General features: G+C 48.7%; 15 protein-coding genes. 1 reads left to right on the forward strand and 14 read right to left on the reverse strand.

Features of this window, described 5'->3' with window-relative positions; translation table 11 throughout:
• Positions 1-98: 98 nt before the first annotated feature.
• On the forward strand, positions 99-980 hold the full coding sequence (locus C504_RS0104050) for an ATP-binding protein (RefSeq protein ID WP_018688024.1): 882 nt from the start codon (positions 99-101) through the stop codon (positions 978-980).
• Positions 981-1,030: 50 nt separating this feature from the next.
• Here C504_RS0104050 and C504_RS17180 read toward each other — a convergent pair whose 3' ends face one another.
• The 14 genes from C504_RS17180 to C504_RS0104120 all read right to left on the reverse strand — a co-directional run bounded on the left by C504_RS17180 (position 1,031) and on the right by C504_RS0104120 (position 16,647).
• On the reverse strand, positions 1,031-2,593 hold the full coding sequence (locus C504_RS17180; protein ID WP_083923135.1) for a peptidoglycan DD-metalloendopeptidase family protein: 1,563 nt from the start codon (positions 2,591-2,593) through the stop codon (positions 1,031-1,033).
• 94 nt (positions 2,594-2,687) lie between these two features.
• Complete coding sequence (locus tag C504_RS0104060; protein ID WP_018688026.1) at positions 2,688-3,338, reverse strand: protein-L-isoaspartate(D-aspartate) O-methyltransferase; 651 nt, start codon at positions 3,336-3,338, stop codon at positions 2,688-2,690.
• 8 nt (positions 3,339-3,346) lie between these two features.
• Entirely contained in the window at positions 3,347-4,111 is a 765-nt protein-coding gene (gene surE, locus C504_RS0104065) for a 5'/3'-nucleotidase SurE (RefSeq protein ID WP_018688027.1), read from the reverse strand.
• On the reverse strand, positions 4,108-5,385 hold the full coding sequence (gene serS, locus C504_RS0104070; protein ID WP_018688028.1) for a serine--tRNA ligase: 1,278 nt from the start codon (positions 5,383-5,385) through the stop codon (positions 4,108-4,110). The genes surE and serS overlap by 4 nt, the downstream gene beginning before the upstream one ends.
• 87 nt (positions 5,386-5,472) lie before the next feature.
• Complete coding sequence (gene tatC, locus C504_RS0104075) at positions 5,473-6,321, reverse strand: twin-arginine translocase subunit TatC (protein WP_041951569.1); 849 nt, start codon at positions 6,319-6,321, stop codon at positions 5,473-5,475.
• 11 nt (positions 6,322-6,332) lie between these two features.
• Positions 6,333-6,956, reverse strand: coding sequence for a Sec-independent protein translocase protein TatB (gene tatB / locus C504_RS0104080; protein WP_018688030.1), 624 nt, complete (start codon positions 6,954-6,956; stop codon positions 6,333-6,335).
• Between the two features lie 29 nt (positions 6,957-6,985).
• Positions 6,986-7,228, reverse strand: a complete 243-nt coding sequence (locus C504_RS0104085) for a twin-arginine translocase TatA/TatE family subunit (protein WP_018688031.1) — start codon at positions 7,226-7,228, stop codon at positions 6,986-6,988.
• A 62-nt stretch (positions 7,229-7,290) separates the two neighbouring features.
• Entirely contained in the window at positions 7,291-8,397 is a 1,107-nt protein-coding gene (locus C504_RS0104090; RefSeq protein ID WP_018688032.1) for an ABC transporter ATP-binding protein, read from the reverse strand.
• A gap of 91 nt (positions 8,398-8,488) precedes the next feature.
• A complete protein-coding gene (gene scpB, locus C504_RS0104095) occupies positions 8,489-9,229 on the reverse strand; it encodes an SMC-Scp complex subunit ScpB (protein WP_018688033.1) in 741 nt (246 codons plus the stop codon).
• Positions 9,226-10,104 (reverse strand): segregation and condensation protein A, encoded by an 879-nt coding sequence (locus tag C504_RS0104100; RefSeq protein ID WP_018688034.1) that lies wholly within the window; start codon positions 10,102-10,104, stop codon positions 9,226-9,228. Before C504_RS0104100 ends, scpB begins: the two co-directional genes overlap by 4 nt.
• A 54-nt stretch (positions 10,105-10,158) precedes the next feature.
• A complete protein-coding gene (nagZ, locus tag C504_RS0104105; protein ID WP_018688035.1) occupies positions 10,159-11,184 on the reverse strand; it encodes a beta-N-acetylhexosaminidase in 1,026 nt (341 codons plus the stop codon).
• Between the two features lie 64 nt (positions 11,185-11,248).
• The gene (locus tag C504_RS0104110; protein WP_018688036.1) at positions 11,249-13,552 is read right to left on the reverse strand and encodes an SPOR domain-containing protein; all 2,304 of its coding nucleotides are present in this window, start codon (positions 13,550-13,552) and stop codon (positions 11,249-11,251) included.
• Between the two features lie 84 nt (positions 13,553-13,636).
• Positions 13,637-15,382, reverse strand: coding sequence for an arginine--tRNA ligase (gene argS / locus C504_RS0104115; protein WP_018688037.1), 1,746 nt, complete (start codon positions 15,380-15,382; stop codon positions 13,637-13,639).
• Between the two features lie 53 nt (positions 15,383-15,435).
• On the reverse strand, positions 15,436-16,647 hold the full coding sequence (locus C504_RS0104120; protein WP_041951570.1) for a deoxyguanosinetriphosphate triphosphohydrolase: 1,212 nt from the start codon (positions 16,645-16,647) through the stop codon (positions 15,436-15,438).
• Positions 16,648-16,696: the final 49 nt, after the last annotated feature.

Raw genomic sequence — 16,696 nt, forward strand, 5'->3', positions numbered from 1 at the left:
TTGCACCTTGAAATGTGTCGCGAATATAGTCACGAACCCTTGCAATGCAACCAAAACCAACGTGTTTTCCCGCGACAAAACAACTGAAAGTCTCGAAAATGGCAAATGATGCTCAAACTTTAAGCCCAGAACTCTCCGCCAAGCTTGATTTACTCATTCAGGCCGTAGAAAAACTGGCGCCTAAAAGCGCACCAAAGTCTGACCTCGACGCTTCAGACTGCTTTGTTTTTGATGCGGCCAAGAATATTCTCGCCCCCGTTGCCAAGGTGAACCGCGTTGATGTTAGCCTGATTAAAAGCGTAGATCGCGTGCGCGATATCTTGCTCGACAACACACAGCGCTTTGCAAACAGTCTCCCAGCCAACAATGTTTTACTTTGGGGCGCGCGCGGCATGGGCAAGTCGTCACTGGTCAAAGCGGCCCATGCGGCGGTCAATGCACAAACAAAAGACACACAGATCAAGCTGATTGAAATTCACCGTGAAGATATTGACGCGCTGCCAGCGCTGCTCGTCCAAATCCGTGACAGCGAACATCGTTTCATTCTGTTTTGCGATGATTTATCCTTCGACCACGATGACACATCCTATAAATCGCTTAAAGCTGCGTTAGATGGCGGCGTTGAAGGGCGGCCTGAAAACGTCATCTTCTATGCGACATCCAATCGCCGCCATCTCTTGCCGCGCGACATGATTGAGAATGAGCGCTCTACAGCGATCAATCCATCAGAAGCTGTTGAGGAAAAAGTTTCTCTTTCAGACCGTTTCGGCCTGTGGCTTGGTTTTCACAAATGCAGTCAGGACGAATATCTCGATATGGTGAAAGGCTATGCTGCTCACCATGAACTAAAAATCGAAGCCGATGAACTGCGCCGCGCAGCCCTAGAATGGTCAACAACACGTGGCAGCCGTTCTGGCCGTGTTGCTTGGCAATTCATCAACAATCTTGCTGGTGAGCTGGGCCAAAAACTGAAAGACTAAAACGAAAAAAGCCGCCCAAAAGGCGGCTTAATATCGTGATCTGTAATTACCTATCTAAGATATGTCATTGGATTTACAGGTGTCGTGTTTTTGCGCACCTCAAAATGAAGTTGCGGCTGCTTTGCACTGCCTGTCATACCCGATGAGCCAACATTTTGACCACGGCTAACATTGGCACCGCGTTCAACATTGATGCTATCCAAATGGCCATAAACAGTCACAAGGCCATTACCGTGGCGCACAAGTACCGTTTTACCAAACTCTTTCAGACCATCACCGGCATAGATAACGACACCATTTTCAGCAGCTTTTACAGCCGAACCGCGTGGTACAGAAATATCGATACCATCATTGCCCTTACCGCCAACATTTGAACCATAACTGGACACAACACGTCCACGCACAGGCCAGCGTAATGCTTCAACACCTGTATTAGCAGGCGCTTTGGCAGTGCTTGATGAATCAATCGTTGAAATAGCTTTATCCGCAGCTTTAGGCTGTACAGCTGGCACGTCTTTTGGTGCAGAAACTTTTTGAACGCTGGCCGCATTGCCGCCAACTCCTGGAATCATCAACTTCTGACCAAGACGAATATTATCGCCGGAAAGGCCATTTAAATTTTTGAGCGCCGTAACATTTGTGCCAGCACGCTGTGCAATAGATGACAATGTATCACCTGCACTTACGACATATGTGCCTGAGCTTGAAACGGGCGAAGCTACCTGCGCCATGGAAGGCGCAATAGACGCTACCTGAACACCTTGCGGCCGTTTATCGGGCACCGGTGCAATCGACATTGGAAACTCTGAGCGACCGCCAATATTGGAGCTGGCAGAACGCACTGCAATATTATTGTCCGGCGTCGATATAGGTGCAGTTCTGGAATAAACATAGGTTGGAATAATAACCTGAGTTCCAGCAGCGACACCTTTCGGATCAGAAAGATTATTGGCTTCCATAATCGCATTGGCAGGCACACCGTAGCGTTTTGCCAGATTATAGACAGTCTCACCTTGGCGCATGGTTACATAAGTGCCGCCTGCGGCTGTCCAGCCTTCTTTTCTAGGTGTTGCATTGGCAACTTGGCTCGGCGCAGAAGGTGTGGTCACCGTCGGCGCTGGTTTTGCAGCAGCCTGCGGTGCAGCTTTGACTGGCAATGGCTGTGGCGCAGATAGAGTTTGGCGCTGAACAGTCGCTTGCGGCTTTATAGAGCCGGTATAAGTCGTATCAACGGGCTGTGTATTTGCATTTTGTGGCTGCGTATAAACAGGCTGGCGCTGACCAAATAGCGGTTTTGCAACTTGCGGTGTTTGTGCGTGTACGCGTGAGCGAATGCGTTGTCCCTGCTGATTAACAGACGCAGTATAAGTATTATCAACACCCTGCGGCGCGACATAACCTTGCGACTGACCTTGATAAGTCTGCTGCTTCGCAGCTTGAGGATATGGTGTTTGAACCGCGCCCACGCTCTGCTTAGGAACAGCGCCGGTATAAAAGCCGTCATTAAAACGAACTGTATCACTTGCACACGATGCCAAAGAGGCACCGACCGCCAAGATAGATACGGATTTGATTAAATGAGCCGAAATGCGGCTGGCAGATTTTTTACTCATAACGCGTCCTGCAACCTTTAACATGAGAGGTCATTAGACTCTGTTAATGTTACTCGACGGTTAAATTTTAAAAATTATGGTTAAAAAACGAACATTATAAATTCTTAGGCACACGCGGGTTCAGCATCTGCATCCGCACTGCGCCTAAATCGCGGCGCTCAAAACGGCTGCCAACTTTTGTCATATGAACCAGTTCTTGTGGTTCATCAGCAGCACCAATGGCACAGATCAACACGCCCGATGAAACAAGCTGCTCAATAAATTGCCGCGGGATTGTTTCAAACGCAGCCCATACAACGATACGGTCAAAAGGTCCGTCAGATGCACCGCGCGAACCGTCCCCATGCACACCAACAATATTTGTTAGCTGTAGTGCAGAAAAGCAGGAAAGCGCTGCATTATGCAAAGTCTTATAACGTTCAACCGTATAAACACGCTTTGCAAGCCTTGCCATAACAGCGGCTGTATAACCAGAACCCGTCCCGATTTCCAAAACACGGTTTTCTGGCTGAATATCCAACGCGTGAATAATCTGCGCTTGAAAATCCACGCTCTCAACCGTTTCCCCACAATCAATGGGGATTGATCCTTTGCTCCACGCTGCGCCGTGAAACTCGCTACGAATAAAATCACGCCGAGGGGTTGCCTCAAATGCACCGATTAGTTTGCGGTTATCGAGCCCTGCTGCACGCATACGCAGCAAAAAAGCGGCAAAACCTTCGCGATCAATTGGGCTATTATTCATTCTTTAGCTCAACTTCCACTCAGCAAATCTTCAAGCGACTGCGTTACTTCACGTGCCGTAAGATCAAGCTTAATTGGCGTAACCGAAATATAGCCATCATTAATCGCGCTAAAATCTGAATTCGGATTTGGCTCGGCATCCGTTGGGAAAAAGCCCAACCAAAAATATTGCTTGCCGCGCGCATCAGCCCGCTCTGTCATCGTTAAGCCGTGCTCAATACGGCCCTGCTCTGTAACACGCGTGCCTTTGACGTCATTCACATCACAGCTCGGAAAATTCACATTGAGCAAAGTGTCTTTAGGCATTTTGGCTTGAATAAGCTTTTTCAGCAATGCAGGCGCAAGCGCTTCGACCACATTCCATGGAACGGTTTTCGTATCTTGCTCATAATTATAATGCTGGCTGAGCGCGATAGAGCGGATGCCCATAATCGTGCCTTCGAGCGCGCCACCAACAGTGCCCGAATAGGTCACATATTGCGCAATATTATGGCCTGCATTGACGCCAGAAAGGATAAGGTCGGGCGCTTTATCAAGTACGTGACGAACGCCCATAATGATACAGTCCGCTGGTGTGCCGTTGATCGTGTAATGCTTATCGGCAAGTTTGCGCAGACGAAACGGTTCGCTCATTGAAACGCTGTGACCAACACCGGATTGATCTGTTTCGGGCGCAACAATCCAAACATCATCGCTTAATGTGCGGGCAATGCGCTCAAGAACCGCAATGCCAGGCGCATTAACACCATCATCATTCGTGATTAAAATTCTCATGCGGCTATAACTTCAAGTCCACCCATATAAGGCTTGAGCACATCCGGCACGCGAATTGAACCATCTTCATTTTGGTAGTTTTCCATAACCGCAATCAAAGCGCGGCCAAGCGCAACGCCAGAACCGTTGAGACTATGAATGAATTTAGTCTGCTTTTCGTCTTTAGCGCGGTAGCGCGCATTCATGCGGCGACCTTGAAAATCACCACAAGTCGAACAAGATGAAATTTCACGATAAGCATTTTGTCCCGGCAACCACACCTCAATATCGTGCGTCTTGCGCGCACCAAAGCCCATATCGCCCGTGCAAAGCATCATCGTGCGGAAAGGAAGGCCCAGCTTTTCAAGCACTGTTTCCGCACATTTTGTCATGCGGTCAAGTTCAGCAATTGAGCTATCCTCATCCGTGATAGACACCATCTCAACTTTATAGAATTGGTGTTGGCGCAAATAACCCTTCGTGTCGCGGCCAGCAGAACCAGCTTCAGAACGGAAGCATGGTGTCAGCGCTGTGTAACGGCGCGGCAGCGTCTCAACATCCAGAATCTCGCCGCTCACTATATTGGTTAGTGAGACTTCAGCCGTAGGAATGAGCCAGTGGCCTTCTCGCGTTTGATACAGATCTTCTGTAAATTTCGGTAATTGGCCTGTGCCATACATCGCATCATCGCGCACCATAAGCGGCGGATTGACTTCCATATAACCATGGTCGCCTGTGTGCATATCCAGCATGAACTGGCCAAGCGCGCGCTCAAGACGCGCAAGCCCGCCTTTTAGCAGCGTGAAACGTGAGCCAGACATTTTAGCCGCTGTTTCAAAGTCCATCATGCCGAGCGCTTCACCCAGATCAAAATGTTCCTTCGGCGCAAAGGCAAAATTCGGCAATCCGCCAACTTTGCGCAGTTCAACATTATCGTTTTCATCTGCACCTTCCGGTACATCATCAAGGGGTATGTTTGGCAGCACAGACAGCGCATCATTGAGCTTAGCGTTTAATTGCCGTTCGGTTTCTTCTGCATTTTGCAGAAAGCTTTTCAGCTCGCCCACTTCAGCTTTCAATGCCTCGGCTTTGTCGGTGTCGCCCTGCCCCATAGCAGCGCCGATTTCCTTAGATGCTGAATTGCGGCGTGATTGCGCTTCCTGAACTTTGGTAACATGCGCACGGCGCTCTTCATCCAAAGCAATCAAACCCGCAGATTGGGGCTCTGCACCGCGCTTAGCAAGGCCAGCGTCTAGTGCTTCAGGGTTTTCACGAATCCAGCGAATATCAAGCATAATCTTACCTTTATTGCACGCAAATGAGCGCGCCCAAATTTGGTCCGTCAATCGCGTAAATATACGAAGCGGTCAAGGGGGAGCGCTTTAAGACTTTTCTTCGAGAGATGCAGGCGTGTCACCAAGTCCATCTTCTTCATCATCATCGTCGTCGCTATCATCATAAGACGGACGGTTACGTTCGCCCCTTCTTACAAGATAGATAGACAATTCATAAAGAAGCAATGTGGGAATAGCCAAGCCCAGCTGCGTCAGCGGGTCGGGCGGCGTTAAAATAGCAGCGGCAACAAAGGCCAGAACAATCGCATATTTACGCTTATCAACGAGCGCGGCAGATGAAATAAGCCCTGCCTTACCGAGCAAAGTCATTGCAACGGGCAATTGGAAAACCAATCCGAACGCAAATATCAATGTCATGATAAGTGACAGATATTCCGATACTTTTGGCAAGTTCTCAATGGCCACCCGCCCTGCGCTCGCTGGTTGCTCTAGCGAGAGAAAGAACCACATCGCCATAGGAATAATCAAGAAATAGACCAATGCCGCCCCAACCAAAAACAACACAGGCGTTGCAATTAGAAACGGCAGAAAGGCAGATTTTTCATTAGAATAAAGGCCGGGCGCAACAAAACGATAGATTTGCGTCGCAATGATTGGAAACGCTAGGACCAACGAGCCGAAAGCGGCGATCTTGATCTGCGTGAAAAAGAATTCTTGCGGCGCGGTATAAACGAAGCGGATTTTTTCCAAATCCATATCGAGCCAGCCTGCAGCAACCGTATAAGGCACAACGAGAAAGTTGAATATGGGCGTGGCGAAAGAGTAGCAGAGAATAAAGCCTACAAAAAACGCAGCAATAGAATAAAGCAGCCGTGTGCGTAGCTCTTTGAGATGCTCGATAAGCGGCGCTGCGGTTTCTTCAACTTCATCTTTCAAGGATTTATCGTTCACGATTCACCCTTTGGCGCAGTTGTTTTAGTCGTTGTTTTTTTAGGGGCTGCTTTACGCGTTGTTGTCTTTGCAGCGCTGGTTTTTGCCGCTGACGAAGACTTAGGCGCTGCTTTTTTAGCAGGGGCTGCCTTAGCACTTGCAGCTTTCTTCGCTGGTGCTTTTTTAACCGGCGCTTTTTTTGAAGGCGTTTGCTTCTTAGGTGCAGCATCTACTGTAGCGACAGCTTTTTCGGTCGCCTTCATTTCAGCGCGATCAATTTGAGCGTTTACAGCTTCTTCACCCTCAATATCGGCTTGTGCAGCCTTATCGACAGATTTTGCAACGCCCTTAAGCTCATCGTTGATATCACGTCCAACTTGGCTAAGCGGATTGAGCGCATCTTTGATCTTAGTACGCGGGTCTAATCCGCGCACATCACTGGCAAGTGTTTTAAGATCATCCAGCTCAGCTTCTGACAAAGCATCGTCAAACTGCTTGCGAAAATCCCCAGCCATTTTACGTGCATTGCCTAGCGTCTTGGAAAAACCGCGCAATACGCGCGGCAAATCCTTCGGTCCAACCACAACGATTAGAACGATTGCAATAAGCAGTAATTCGGTCCAGCCAAAATCAGGCAGCATAGCTTAAGCTTTGCAGATTGGAGTTGAAATCATTTCACTTTTTTAGAAGACGCTTTAACAGCTTCAACGCCGTCTTCAGCTTTGTGCTCTACAGTTTTAGCTGCATCTTCAGCAGCATCTTTCACATCATCGGCTTCATCGGACATGCCTTTTTTGAAGCTCTTGATGCCTTTTGCAACATCACCCATCAATTCAGGGATTTTGCCGCGGCCAAATAGCAACAACACAATCACCAAAACGATGACCCACTGCCACCAACCTGTAATACCCATGACTCATTCTCCCAAACTGTGATCTATGGCATTAAACTGCCAAAAGTAATCTTACAAATTATTTAAGCGTTATCGCCCGTAGTTTCAAACAACATAATGTCGTTATTTCTAACTTTTATAACCACGTCTTTAGCATCATATGGAAGTTCGTCTGCACGAATGCGCGCACGCACCGGTTCATCAACCCCAGATACTGCTAAACTCAACTGTTCAAAATCACCTAAAAAGCGCCTGGCCGTGACACGGCCCAGCACACCTGTATCATTCTTTTTAGCCGCACTGACTTCAATGCCAGTCGTTCTAACGGCAATTTTTACATTCCGCGCATCACCATTATCGGTGATTGGCAATATACCAAGCGGCGTGTCGGCAAAGCCATCTTTAACAACACCATCAAAAACATTTAGCTCTGCAAAAAAACTGGCGACAAATAAATCGCGGGGCGCACGATACATTTCGCCAGATGTGCCAACTTGAACAATCCGCCCACCATTCAGCAATGCAATCCGGTCACCCATGCGCATTGCTTCTTCTGCATCATGCGTCACAACGATCGTCGTCGCGCGTGTTTCCCGCAAAATAGCCAATGTTTCAGCGCGTATGGAATCTTTTAGCCGTGTATCAAGTCCAGAAAAAGGCTCGTCCATAAGCATCACAGATGGGCGCGGTGCCAAAGCACGCGCAAGCGCTGCGCGCTGCTGCTCGCCGCCTGACAAAACATCAGGGTAAGAATTCACATGATGCTCAAGCCCAACACGCCTGATCGCATTGAGCGCTTCCTGTTTGGACATAGCTTTAGACATCGTCGTCAAACCAAAGCGCACATTGTCCAATATTGTCATATGTGGAAACAGTGCAAAATCTTGGAACATCAATCCAATGGAGCGCTTTTCGGGCGGCAAGAATATCTTATCGCTGGCAATTTCGCGCCCATTCATCACCACAACGCCGGATGTTTGTGGCTCAAGCCCCGCAGCAACCCGTAATAGAGATGTTTTACCAGAACCGGATGGCCCAAGAAGACAAATCACTTCACCTGGCTGGATGTGCAAATCAATGCCCTGCAAAATGTGCTTGTCGCCATAATGCAAATGCAAGTCACGGAACATAAGCTCGGCAGCAAATGATACACCCGTGCGGGCAGCATTTTTAGAAGTCGCCGAAGCCATTATTTGCCGTTCACTATCATTCGAGTTGGGAAGTTGACTACTTAAGTCAGCTTATAGCCCTAACAAGCCCCGCAATGTCAATCAAACTTGATCAATCATCTTGCGCAAGCGGCGTTAAAAGTCCCAGTTCTTCCAAGTCAATATCGCCCAACTCTTCTTCATCATCGGTCAGTGCATCAGGATCAATGCTCGGCATTGGAACAGAAAAGCCAGCCGGCATACGCGCAGACAAAAGCCCCGCCGCCTTTAATTCTTCCATTCCAGGCAGATCGCGGATCTCTCCAAGGCCAAAATGGTCCATAAATTCAAGCGTTGTACCATAGGTTACAGGACGGCCCGGTGTTTTGCGGCGGCCACGCAGTTTGATCCAACTTGTTTCCAAAAGCACATCAAGCGTGCCCTTCGATGTTTCAACACCGCGAATTTCTTCCATTTCAGCGCGCGTGACCGGCTGGTGATACGCAATAATCGCCAGCACTTCGAGCGCAGCACGCGACAATTTGCGCTGCTGAACTTGTTCGCGTTGCATTAAAAACGAAAGATCGCCAGCGGTACGGAATGCCCATGCATTATCAATGTGAACCAGATTAACACCGCGTGTTTCATAAAGCTGAACAAGCGCCTCCATAACGCGGCGCACATTTACACCATCAGGCAAACGGTCAGCCAAAGCCTTTTCTGTAACCGGCTGCGATGACGCAAAAACCAAAGCTTCGGCCATACGCATGGCTTCTCTTGTCACCGCTTCCGCATCATTATTGTCAGATGAAATATCACCATCGTGATCTTCCATAGCTTGCGGTTCCACGTTTTCGTTCATTTCATCCATCATAGGGCAGCCTCAACGGATGGCTGTTTGGGACCAGCAACGGAATCGCGCAAATAGATCGGAGAAAAATGCTTATCTTGGCGTATTTCCAACACACCTTCACGCACCAGTTCCAAACTGGCAGCAAACCCGCTGGCAATCGCAGTGCGGCGCTCTTTTGCTGTTGGAATATAGGCAAGGAAAAAACTGTCCAGCGCTGTCCAGTCGCTCATATCGCCGACAAGGCGCTGCAAAATTGTGCGCGCATCCTTCAATGACCACACAGGACGGCGCTCAATCGAATAATCATCATTCATTGCATGGCGTTGGCGCCCGCCAGAATAAGCCGCTAGCAAATCATAAAGCGATGCAGAAAACTCAGTGCGCTTTTCCAGCACAACGGTTTCTGGCATGCCGCGCGCAAATACATCGCGCCCTAACCTATTGCGATTAACCAGCTTGGACGCTGCATCGCGCATCGCTTCAAGACGTTGCAGACGATACTGCAAAATCGCCGCCATTTCTTCACCAGAAGGTTCGTCATCATTGGCAGGTTTAGGAATAAGGAGTTTTGATTTCAAAAATGCGAGCCAAGCAGCCATCACCAAATAGTCGGCGGCAAGCTCAATGCGTATCTTTTTAGCCCGTTCAATAAATGTGAGATATTGGCGCACAAGCTCAAGAACAGAAATCTGCGTTAAATCAACTTTTTGGTTGCGCGCAAGGTGAAGCAAAAGGTCCATCGGACCTTCAAAACCCTCAACATCAACCACCAAAGCTTCTTCATTGGTCAGGCGTTCAGGGCCACCATCCTGCCAAACAGCATCCATCGGCACCGCTTTACCATTCTTGGCATTTGGCGATCCGTCAGCCGTTTTCTTTGCACTTTGCTGTGCCATGCAGCCACTTTCCTTCAACGCTCCATTTAGAGCGTATCAAGCCAGTGAGCATTATCAGGCGAAAGCGCTCACCAGCGCATTGAACTCTTCACGAAGGGCCGCCGTTTCTTGGGCGGCACTTTGCGGCGCTTTCAACAAATCCGTTGCTGCATTTGCGCGATCTAACGACCTACCTGATAATGTAGGTGTCACTTCGCAAACCGGCAACATCTCGTGCATAGCGCCATTGCAATGTAGTACAACATCGCATCCCGCTGCAAAGGATGCCTGCGCTCTATCACAGAAATCCCCAGAAAGTGCATGCATTGACAGATCATCGGTCATCAAAAGCCCGTTAAATCCGATTTCACCGCGAATAATTGTCTCTATGACGTATTTTGACGTGGTCGCAGGCGCTTTTGCATCAAGGGCTGTGTAAATTACATGCGCCGTCATCGCCATTGGCATATCTTTAAGCTGCTTGAATGGCTCAAAATCATGCGCACGAAGCGTCGCCGCGCTTGTATCAACGATTGGCAAGTCCTTATGGCTATCAACCAATGCACGGCCATGGCCCGGAATGTGTTTGATAACGGGCAAAACACCGCCTTCAAGCAAGCCTTCTGCTGCCGCCAACCCCATGTCGGCAACCGCTTGCGGTGTGTGGCCATAAGCGCGATTGCCAATCACATCGTGCGAGCCTTCAACAGGCACATCCAGCACAGGAAGACAGTCCGCATTGATACCGAGCGGCAAAAGATCTGCCGCATGGAGTTTGGACATCATTCGGGCGACACGCATGCCTTCATTTTTATCTTTTTTGTATATTTCGCCTAACGCAGCACCCGACGGATAGATTTGTGTAATCGGTGCTTTAATACGCTGCACACGGCCGCCTTCTTGGTCGATGAACACTGGCGCGTTCTCCCGGCCCACAAGCTCACGGAAATGCGCCGTCAGAGCGCGTATCTCATCTGCTGTGCCAATATTTCGTGCAAAGAGAATAAGTCCCCACGGCTTATGCTCGGCAAACATTGCTATTTCTTCAGGTGTAAGCGCAATTGTTGCGCAACCAGCAATCATGGCCTTTGCATCGGTCATGGCAATTCCTTACTTTTTTAAATGATATTTGGGCGGCATCACACCGCCCAATTGTGCCAGATAATTAGCGTGTTACGAAACAACTGCCGCCAGCGGACTTAATTCTCTCGCACAAACTATTGGCCTCAGCACGATCATTGGCACCAACACGAACGCGGTAATAGGTACCCTTGCCTTCAATATCGGCTTTGCGAATTACAAGGTCGCGGCCACCAAGTACATTGCCAAATTTGCTAGACAGTGTGCGCGCAGATTGCTGAGCATCAGCCTCAGTCGGCAAGGAAGCCATTTGCACTGAATATGGTGTCGGCGCAGCTTCTGTTGCCACAGTTGGAGCTGCTGGAGCAGCTGCAACTTGCGTCGGCTCTGGATTGACAATGTTCACTGGCTGATCTTTTGGACGCTCAGCGATATTTGACGGCGAGATCGTTTTCGTTTGAACTGTCCGTGTCGGTAATGCTGGTGCTGCAGCAGGCTCACTCGGCGTAAGTCGCTCAGGCGTAGCAGCAGGTTCATCAGCAACAGCGCTATCTTCACCATTTACCGCTGCTTCGCCAACAGGTACACCGCCCAATTGCGCTTGTTCGGCAGAAGCAACTTCTGTTGCAGGTGTCTGTGGTGCAATCGGTGCTGGTGTTGGCACAACTTCGCGCTCAACCAATGTACCATCAGCACGCACAACGAGAGTACGCACTTTGCGCGGCGCAACAACAAACGGTGCAGCTTCATTAGACGAAGAAGTCTGCGCTGAAGGCTTAAGTCTATCTTCGCCCTTTTGCAAATCTTCGCCGTTCAAGCTGCTTGGTAATGCATTTTCTGGAACAGCTGCGATATCTACCGGCTCTTCGGAGGTTGAAACGAGTTCTTCTTGCGAAGGCACGCCTCTCGATTCGCTAAAGACAGCACGGTCCTGATTAGGCACTTCTTTGCCGCCTGGATTTTCCGGTGCGACCTTTACAGGGTCCGAACTTGCTTTCACCAGAACGGGGCCATCTGCGCTATTTGTTCCGCCGCCAGAAAGCGCAAAAATACCAATTGCGCCAACGATTGCAACGCACCCAAGCACGGCAGCAACCACAAGACCGCGCTTTACGGTTTTAGGTTCGTCATAACGCGGACCAGCAGCAGCACCATCAAAACCATCATCATAGGCATTAGGCGATGCATTGCCCAAACTACTGGTATCATGGCTTACAAACTCGATATCACGCGCAAGTTCAGCTTCAAATCGTGTTTCATCAAAGGATTCGTCATCATTCGCCATTGCTGTTTCACCAGCACGGCGCGAAAGAGCGGATACTCCTGCTACTGCGCTCGTTGCAGCAACGGCAGCCGTTGTGGCAGGCCAACTATCATCGACTTCAAGCGAAGCTTCATCAAAATCTATGTCTAAATCGTCTTCGAAGCTTGAAGAGAATTCCGAATCCACATCGGGCAATTGTGGAACATCGATCGCCACGGGTCCGCCATCATTGAAAGCGGACATATCTGTCGTGTCCAAAACTGGAGCGCCAGCAGTATCAGCTTGTGCAACAGGCTCTTCGTAATGCTGTGAAAAATTATCTTCGATATTGCTATCGAATTGCGAAATGCTTTCATCAACAGCTGCAGAAAGCGACAATGGCGGCTCGTCAACAATTATTGTTTCTTCGGGCATACTTGCATATTCTGGAGCAATATCAGTGTTTATCTCTGCAAGATCTTCATTGAAAAATGTCGCAAACTCATTTTCAAGAGCATTATCATCAAACGCTGCAACGGGTTCAGAAACGGCGTTTTCTTCTGCAGATATAGATTGTTCAAAATATTCATCCGCAGGCTCACTTAAAGGTGCAGGCTCTTCATATGAACGATCATCAAAAGTTGCAGGCTGAATTGCTTCTTGTAGCTGAATAGCTTCAAGCTCCTCATCCATATCAGCAAAGCTGGCTTCAGTGTCCATGTCATCTAGGCTGGCTTCAGATGCAGCCTGCTCAAACTCATGCGATACGGGCTCTTCAACCAGAGGTGCAAGTTCTTCAGAAACTTGGGCCGCATATTCAGGCACCTCAGTGCCAACGGAAACATTACCGCCCAACATGGCAGCAAGCTCATCTTCCAAAGAGGAAACCGTCGGCGCGATATGTTCCGGCGCTTCCACATAAGGCTCTACAGATTCCTCTGGAGCCTCAGCATAATTTTCGACACTTAGCTCCGCAAGCAATGCATCTTCGAGATCGATTTGCGGATCAATCTGAGATGAATCAGATTGAGATTCCTCGTCAGCAAACCCCATAATGCGTGACAATTCGAAAAGTGGATCATCACTATTGATATCCACGTCTTTCGTTTCATCCCGAGAAACGCTTCGCGTTGCTGCATCGATCATTGCGGTCACCTAAACTCTTTACCCGTGGAAATTTCCACTTAAATTGCGCAATACCAGCGTAATATGGGCAAAAAGTGGCTAATATCACCGCATTTCTTCAGGTGAGTCCACGCCCAATATTCCAAGACCAGAGCGCAACACGTTCAAAACGCCTTGCACCAAGCCAAGTCTGGCAGAGGTCAATTGTGGATTGTTAACCTTAACAAACCGTAAGTGTTCATTGTCATTGCCTTTATTCCAATGTCCATGGAAGCTATTGGCTAGCTCATAAAGGTAAAAAGCGACGCGGTGCGGCTCTTGCGCCATAGCCGCAGATTCCACAATACGCGGAAATTCAGCTAATTTACGCACAAGTGCAATTTCGCTCTCATCATCCAACATGTGAAGCAATTCAAGATCAGCCGTGATGCCAGGAATCTGCTCACGCGCCTGCCTAAAGACAGAATAACACCGTGCTGAAGCATATTGCACATAGAATACGGGGTTATCTTTTGACTGCTCTGTCACTTTAGCAAAATCGAAATCAAGCGGTTCGGAGCTTTTCCGATAAACCATCATAAACCGCACAGGATCGCGGCCAACTTCATCAACCACATCGCGCAAGGTCACAAACTGCCCTGCCCGCTTGGACATTTTTACAGGTTCGCCATTACGCAGCAATTTCACAAGCTGGCAAAGCAAGACCGTCAGATCGACAGTTCCATCAGATACGGCCCGTGCCAAAGCTTCCATCCGCTTGACATAACCACCATGGTCGGCACCAAGCACAAAGATCATTTCCTCAAAGCCGCGCTCAAACTTATCAACGAAGTAAGCAACATCGGCGGCAAAGTAAGTGTACGAGCCATCAGACTTAACGAGCGGCCGGTCGATATCATCGCCCACTTCAGTTGAGCGGAACAGAACCTGTTCACGGTCTTCCCAATCATCAGGCAATTGACCTTTTGGCGGCGGAAGTGTGCCGCGATAAACATGACCTTTTAGCGTCATATCGTTCAAAGCCGCTTTAATTTTCGCGCCATTGTCATCATGCACAGTGCGCTCTGAAAAGAACACATCATGATGAACATTAAGCGCGGCCAAATCTTCGCGGATAAGCGCCATCATCGCATCAATGGCCGCATCCTTGATGATAGCGAGCGCTTCTTCTTCGCTTTTTTCTTTAAGCGCTTCGCCATATTGCTTCGCCAAGGCTTCGCCCAGCGGCACAAGATAATCACCGGGATAAAGGCCTTCCGGCATATCACCAATAACTTCGCCAAGCGCTTCGCGGTAACGCAGCATAACAGAGCGCGCCAATACATCGATCTGCACACCAGCGTCGTTAATGTAGTATTCTTTTACAACGTCAAAACCCGCAAATTTCATCAAATTGGCCAGCGTGTCACCGATCACCGCACCGCGGCAATGGCCAACATGCATAGGGCCAGTAGGGTTCGCTGAAACAAATTCAACATTGACCTTCTTGCCGCCGCCAATATCAGAACGACCATATTCAACGGTTTCGCTCGCCATTAATTTAAGCTGCGCCAACCAAAATTCGTTAGAAATACGAAGATTGACAAAACCAGGTCCAGCAATTGATGTTTCAACAATATCAGCGTCTTGTTCCAAAGCGCTCGCAATTTTTTCTGCAAGCACACGTGGGTTTTCGCCAACTTGTTTGGCAATAACCATCGCAGCATTGGTCGCTATATCGCCATGTGAAGGATCACGCGGTGGCTCAACATTGACACGTGCAGTTTCCAATGCCCCACCATCACGGGTTTCCAATTGGAGACCTTCAACGGCAGTAATCACCCGCTCGCGAAACGCGGAAAAGATATTCATGTCAACATTCCTGAAATTTTGAAACGCAAATGCGTTAATTGTGTGTGGCGCTGCTACCGCAATTCGGGCGTTTGGTCAAACAACCGTCGATGCTGCGCAATCGCAAAATTGTCCGTCATACCAGCCAAAAAGTCTGATACGCGCTGAGCCAGCGCTTGCTGATCAAGTTTTGTTACTTGGTCTGCCCATTCGCCGCCCATATCAGCAGGGTTTTGCATATATCGCTTAAACAGATCCCGAACAATGTCTTCAGCCTGTGCGCGCACCCGCAAAACATTCTCATGGCGATACATATTTGCGAACATAAAACGTTTCAGTTCCTTTTCACGCGTTTTCATCACAGATGAAAAAGTCACAATTGTCTGACCGGCATTATAAATATCATCAACGGACTTAGGGTTCAGTAAGCTAAGGTTTTCGCCAGCGGTCCGGATCACATCTTCAACCATCACAGTCATAACGCGGCGCGTTGTTTCATGGCCGCGTCGTGTCTGGTCAAGATCAGGATATTTGCCATCAACAATCGCTAATTGCTCACCAACAAGTTCAACTTCTTTCAACAAATCAAAAGAAAGCAATCCAGCGCGCAAACCATCATCAATATCATGAGTGTTATAAGCTATGTCATCGGCAATAGCAGCGACTTGCGCCTCTAAACTCGCATGGTCAGCAAGCTTAAGATCGTTTTTAGCATTGTAATTTTCGATAGCGCGCGGCAGCGGCTTACCATCCAGCGATTGCCCATCTTCACCAAGCAAAGGGCCATTATGTTTCACAAGCCCTTCAAGCGTCTCCCACGTTAAGTTGAGACCATCAAAATCCGCATAACGATGCTCTAATTCGGTAACAACCTTGAGCGCATGGGCATTATGATCAAACCCACCAAAATCAGCCATCATTTCATCAAGAATATCTTCGCCCGTATGCCCAAAAGGCGTGTGGCCAAAATCATGCACCAACGCGATAGCTTCTGCTAAATCTTCATCTAAACGAAATGCACGCGCCAATGCCCGCGCAATTTGAGCCACTTCAATCGTATGCGTTAGGCGTGTTCTGTAATGGTCATCTTCATGACTAAAAAACACTTGTGTTTTATGTTTCAAGCGCCTGAAAGCAGTCGAATGAACAATTCTATCGCGGTCTCTTTGGAAGGGTGTACGTGTCGGGCTCTCGCGCTCCGGCACCAATCTTCCTTTGGAATTTTCAGGATTGCTCGCAAAAGCTGCGCGTAATCCACCGCCAAACCCTATATCGTCAAACTGCACCACCGGAACCTGTCCTTGTTCATGCCTCAAACATGTTTCAACCTACACA

This window comes from Ahrensia kielensis DSM 5890 (assembly GCF_000374465.1).
In the GTDB taxonomy this organism is placed as follows: domain Bacteria; phylum Pseudomonadota; class Alphaproteobacteria; order Rhizobiales; family Rhizobiaceae; genus Ahrensia; species Ahrensia kielensis.